Annotated in this window: 7 protein-coding genes; 5 read left to right on the top strand and 2 right to left on the bottom strand. The window is 68.0% G+C overall.

Features of this window, described 5'->3' with window-relative positions:
- Both QCD75_RS21540 and QCD75_RS21535 read left to right on the top strand, forming a co-directional pair.
- On the top strand, positions 1–304 hold a 304-nt coding region (locus QCD75_RS21540; RefSeq protein ID WP_301231563.1), incomplete at its 5' end, for a YgaP family membrane protein.
- Positions 301–1065 (top strand): sulfite exporter TauE/SafE family protein, encoded by a 765-nt coding sequence (locus tag QCD75_RS21535; protein WP_301231562.1) that lies wholly within the window; start codon positions 301–303, stop codon positions 1063–1065. The genes QCD75_RS21540 and QCD75_RS21535, both read left to right, overlap by 4 nt.
- A 95-nt stretch (positions 1066–1160) precedes the next feature.
- On the opposite strand, the gene QCD75_RS21530 is transcribed toward QCD75_RS21535, so the two are convergent.
- Positions 1161–1316, bottom strand: a complete 156-nt coding sequence (locus QCD75_RS21530) for a hypothetical protein (RefSeq protein WP_168709239.1) — start codon at positions 1314–1316, stop codon at positions 1161–1163.
- A gap of 168 nt (positions 1317–1484) precedes the next feature.
- Between QCD75_RS21530 and QCD75_RS21525 the strand changes: the two genes are divergently transcribed.
- The 3 genes from QCD75_RS21525 (at position 1485) to QCD75_RS21515 (ending at position 4802) form a co-directional block, all read left to right on the top strand.
- Entirely contained in the window at positions 1485–1880 is a 396-nt protein-coding gene (locus QCD75_RS21525) for a DUF7793 family protein (RefSeq protein ID WP_301231561.1), read from the top strand.
- Positions 1881–2054: 174 nt separating this feature from the next.
- Entirely contained in the window at positions 2055–2489 is a 435-nt protein-coding gene (locus tag QCD75_RS21520) for a universal stress protein (RefSeq protein ID WP_301231559.1), read from the top strand.
- 6 nt (positions 2490–2495) lie between these two features.
- Positions 2496–4802: an HAD-IC family P-type ATPase gene (locus tag QCD75_RS21515; RefSeq protein WP_301231557.1), complete on the top strand. Its 2307-nt coding sequence runs from the start codon at positions 2496–2498 to the stop codon at positions 4800–4802.
- Positions 4803–4930: 128 nt separating this feature from the next.
- Here QCD75_RS21515 and QCD75_RS21510 read toward each other — a convergent pair.
- Positions 4931–5321: MFS transporter (locus tag QCD75_RS21510; protein ID WP_301231556.1), on the bottom strand; the 391-nt coding region annotated here is incomplete at its 5' end.

The raw sequence follows: 5321 nt of genomic DNA, 5'->3' as shown, positions 1-5321 counted from the left end.
GGGGGGGGGCGGCCCCGCCACCGCCGCCGCCGGCGGCACCGTGGCCCGCGGCCGCGGACCCTGGGCCCTGGAACGCCAGGTCCGGATGACCGCAGGCTCCCTGGTGCTCGCCAGCATCGTCGCCGCGAAATTTGTCTCACCGAAGCTGGGACTGGTCGCCGGCGGCATCGGCGCCGGACTGACATTCTCCGCGGCCACCAACAGCTGCGCCATGGGCCAGATGCTCTCGAAGATGCCGTGGAACCGCTCCGCCAACGAGCCCACCGCGCACCAGGCACTGCAGAACCTGGACGCCCGGGCATGATCCTCACCGCGGCGGCGTTCGGGCTGGTCGTCGGCGGCCTGCTGGGCCTGGTCGGAGGCGGCGGATCCATCCTTGCCGTCCCCGCCCTGGTCTACGGCGTGGGGCTGCCGCTTGCCGCGGCCATCCCGACGTCGCTGGTCGTCGTCGGCGCGTCCTCCGCCGTCGCGGTGCTGCCCCGGCTGCGTGCCGGGGTGAACTGGCGGCTCGCGCTGATCATCGGCGCCGCAGGAACCGCCACCGCCTACCTCGGCGCGATGGTCAACCGCCTCCTGGACCCGAAGATCCTGCTCCTGGCCTTCGCCGCGATCATGGTCTTCGCCGGCATCCGGATGCTGATGCCGTCCACCTCCGCGGGCGGCTCCTGCGCCCTGCCCGGAGGCGGGGTCAACTGGCGCAGCTGCCTGCCCAAGGCGATCGCCACTGGCGCCGTCGTGGGGTTCCTGACCGGCTTGCTCGGCGTCGGCGGCGGATTCCTGATCGTCCCGGCCCTGACCCTGGTCCTGGGCCTGCCGATGATGGTCACCGTAGGCACCTCCCTGGTGATCATTGTGATCAACTCGGCCGCCGGCTTCGCCGCGCACCTGGGCGACCTGCAGATCGACTGGGCCGTCACCGCAGCCTTCGCCATCACGGCAATGGTCGCCTCCCTCGCGGCCGGGCGGATCGGCACCAACATCCCCGACAAAACACTCAAACGCGGCTTCGGCATCCTCGTCCTCGTCATCGCCGCCTACGTCGCAATGCAGGCACTCCTGTCCTAAGAGTGCCTGCAAGGGAACAGGGAAGCGCCGGAGGATATATCCTCCGGCGCTTCCCTGTTCTTCGACGCCTGGGCCCGGGTGCCGGGCGGGTCGGCCTACCGTCCGAACAGCTTCGCGAAGAAGCCCTTGCCGGTCGACTTCTCCTGCTCGTGCCCGCGGCAACGCTGGGAGGCCGGAACCCCGCGCATCACCTGATCAACGTGCTGGCCGCAGCCCGCCCACGTCGTCTTCTGGCACTTCTTGCATGTCACGGCACGGCACATCTGGTGGCTCCCTTTAGTGGCTGGATGGTCCCATCAGTATACCCCATGGGGTATTTTAGGAGGGAAAACCATCCCCCTGAAGCTGGAGGGGCAGTCCGGCGTGCCGGGGTGGGGGCAGTCTTCGAAAGAGTAGCGTGTCGTGCCAGGGGGGAAGTCGTGGAAGAAATACTGATTGCAGGCGGGAAAGGCCGGCTCGGTGTCAGCGGTGCAGGGTTTCTTGACCTGTTCTGGATGCCCGGTTCACAGGTTGACCTTGACGACGCCATGAAATCCATCGGGAAGATACAGGGACTGAGCCCCGGCCGGGCACTGCCCCTCCTGGTCGAAATCACTGATGTGACCATGAATGCCGCGGCGAGGGGCGCCTATGAAGCCGCGAAGGCTGTCTCCGCTGTGGCCATCGTGGGATCCACGGTCGTGGACAAGGTTGCCGCGGCCGCCCTGGGACGGCACGGCTTCTGTCCGCATGCCTACTTCACCTCGCGCGCGGAGGCAATTCAATGGCTGGACGGTCTCGCCTCCTCACAGGGCCGCGGGCTCCGCCAGGCCTAGCGTCTCCGCCCTCTGAGGTGCCAGGGGGTGGTGTGAGGCGTCGTCACGACGTCCGCCTCCGGCAGGAGGGTCCTCTTGATTCGACTGCGCATCGGGAGGATTGTTGGCCCTGCGGAACGAGGCAGTGCCGCGAAGACGCGGTTTTTCATAGCGGGAGGCACGATGGCGGCAGAAATGGTTTTCCGGATTGTTGTCGGGGTCGACGGGTCGGACTCGTCGCTGGCAGCTCTTGAATGGGCCCTTGACGAGGCGCGTCTGCGGTCAGGGGAGGTTTACGTTGTCACCGCATGGCACTACCCCGTCATTGGTGACGCTGCCGGCAGGGCTGAGGACCATGAGGCATTCGGAGACAATGCCCGGAGTGTGCACGCTGATGCGCTGCGGCGGGGATCCGAAGCCGGGGTTCCGGTCACCGGTGAAGTGACAGAGGGCCATCCTGCTGAAGTGCTCCTGAAGGCTGCAACCGGGGCAGATCTGCTGGTGGTCGGATCGCGCGGCCATGGCGGCTTCGCCGGAATGCTCCTGGGCTCGGTATCCAGCCACGCCGTGCACCAAGCCCATTGCCCGGTGCTGGTCGTCCGTACTGGCGCGGATACAGTTCAAGGCTGAGCGCAGGTGCCCGGGCCTCAGGGGCTCACCTCCGCGCAGGCCACCCGGCTGCTGGAAACCATCGGCCCCAACGCGGTTCCCCTGAAACATATCGGGCTCGCCGAACGCATCCTCAGGAAACTCTGGGCCCCCGTGCCCTGGATGCTGGAAGCCACAATTATCCTGGAGTTTGCCCTCGCCAAATGGCTCGATGCGACCATCATCCTGGCGGTCCTGACCCTGAACACCGTGTTGGGAATTATCCAGGAGCGGCGGGCCGAGGCGGCAGTGGAGCTGTTGCGCACCCGGCTGGAGATCAATGCCCGGGTGCTGCGTGACGGGACGTGGACGCTGATGCCGGCCTCCCGGGTGGTTCCCGGCGACGTCATCCACATCCGGGTCGGCGACTTCGTCCCCGCGGACCTCCTCCTGCAGAGCGGGACGGTCATGGCGGATCAGTCCGCTCTCACCGGGGAATCGCTGCCGGTTTCCCGGGGACCGGAGACCACCGTCTACTCCGGCGCCACCGTCGTCCGCGGGGAAGCCACCGGCACCGTGAGCGCCACCGGTGCCGCCACGTACTTCGGCAAGACCGCCGAACTGGTGGGCAGCTCCGCGCCAACAGCCCATCTCGAAAACGTTGTGCTGCGGATCGTCAGGGTGTTCATTGCCGTGGACCTGGGGCTCGCGGTGGTGGGAACCACTCACCTGGCCGCAGTCGGGGCCCCGATCGCGGACGTCATCTCCTACGCGGTGATCCTGCTGCTGGCCTCGGTGCCGGTGGCCATGCCGGCGGCCTTCGCATTGGCCGGCGCACTGGGGGCAAAGCATCTGGCCACCATGGGGATCCTGACCACCCGGCTGACGGCCCTGCAGGACGCCGCATCCTTGAGCGTGCTCTGCATCGACAAGACAGGCACCCTGACCGAAAACCGGCTCGCGGTGAATGCCGTCTACCCGATCAGGGCGACGAACCGGGAAGAGGTCCTGCGGTGGGCCTCGGCGGCCTCCGACGCCTCCACACAGGACCCCATCGATCTGGCGATCCTCGCCGCTGACGGTGCGCCACCCCAGGACCGGTCAAGCTTCACACCGTTTGATCCCTCGACCAAGCGGTCCCAGGCCACCGTGGTCAGCGGCGGCAGGACCATTGGAGTCGCCAAGGGTGCCCCGCATGTCATTGCGGCCATGGCAGGGGAAGAGCCCCCGCCGGAGCTGGGCTCACTCGCCTCCGGCGGCGCGCGGGTCCTCGCCGTCGCCATCGACGACGGGAACGGCACCTGGCGCCAGCTCGGGCTGGTTGCCCTGGCCGACCGGATCCGGCCCGAAGCCGCGGGACTCCTCACTCGGCTCACGGGTCTTGGGATCCGCGTCATCATGGTCACCGGCGACAGCGCCGCGACGGCCGCGGCAGTTGCTGCCCAAGTAGGTCTGGAGGGAAGCGTGGTCAGGGTCGACGGTCTCGCGGCCCTGGCCGGCGGCCGCGGGTCACCCTCCGTCGTCGCGGAGGTCCTTCCCCAGGACAAGCACCGGATCGTGCAAACACTTCAGCAGGCGGGCCACGTCGTAGGCATGACCGGAGACGGCGTCAATGACGCCCCGGCGCTGCGCCAGGCCGAAGTCGGCATCGCCATGGAAGCGGCCACCGACGTGGCCAAGTCCGCAGCCGGGGTCATCCTCGTCCGCGGCGGCCTGACCGACATTGTCGGCCTCATCGAGGAAAGCAGAAGAATCCACCAGCGCTCCCTGACCTATGCCCTCAACGTCAGCGTGAAGAAGCTCGAAGTGCCGCTCCTGCTGACGGTCGGTGTGCTGGCCTTCGGGCAGCTGGTCTTCACGCCCCTGCTGATGGCGTTGCTGCTGCTGGCGAACGATGTGGTGAGCATGATGATCACCACCGACAACGCGGCGTCGTCGCAGAAACCCAACACCTGGAACGTGCGCAGGACCATCTCGGGTGCCCTCGTCGTCGCCACACCAATGCTCGGATCTTCCCTGGCCCTGTTGTGGGCCTCCGGGCAGCTCTGGCCCGGAGGAGGCCTGGACCAGCTCCGCACGGTTATTTTCCTGACGCTGGTCTTCAGCAGCCAGATCACGACCTACGTCGTCCGCACCGCCTTACCGGCGTGGAAGGACCGGCCCTCCCGGCTGCTGGTGGCTGCTTCCGTCCTGGACGCTGCGGCCGCGTCGGCGCTGGCGCTGTGGGGGCTGCTGATGGCACCGGTCCCCGCCGCCCTGCTGCTGCTGATCCTCGCCGCCACCGCCGCGGGAGGCTTCACCGCTGACCTGCTGAAGGTACCGGCCTTCCGAAAGCTGAAGCTCCACACCGGTTAACCACCTGAGGCAATGCCGCGGGCCCAGGCTGCACCGGGTGTCCAGCCAGTGCAGCATGGACGGAGTGTTGCACGGTGCGCCCCGTCAAGTCCTTGACGGCGATCCTGACCTTGAGCTGGCTGTGGTTTCTAGTGTGCGGGTTTGTGGTCTGTGGCCCGCATCCGGACGGCCACGAGGATTCCCGACAGTGCGGTGAGGACACCCACGACGGCGACCGCTGCCGGGATGCCGTAGGCATCCGCGAGGATTCCGGCGAGGAGGGCGCCGACGGCGAATCCGCCGTCGCGCCAGAGCCGGTAGATCCCGACCGAGCGTGCCCGCCAGGCCGGGTGGGCGACGTCGCCGATGGCAGCCAGCAGCGTGGGGTAGACCATGGCGGTGCCGGCGCCGAGCAGGACCGCGGCGGCGAGCCAGATCCCGAAGTCCTGGCCGACGGCTATCATCGCCAGGGCGGCGGCCTGGAGCAGCATGCCGCCGACGATCAGCCATTTCCGGCCGTATTTGTCCGACAGTGCCCCG

Origin of the sequence: Arthrobacter sp. PsM3 (assembly GCF_030433895.1) — a bacterium.
GTDB lineage: Bacteria > Actinomycetota > Actinomycetes > Actinomycetales > Micrococcaceae > Arthrobacter.
This window is presented reverse-complemented; position numbering and strand designations above follow the sequence as displayed.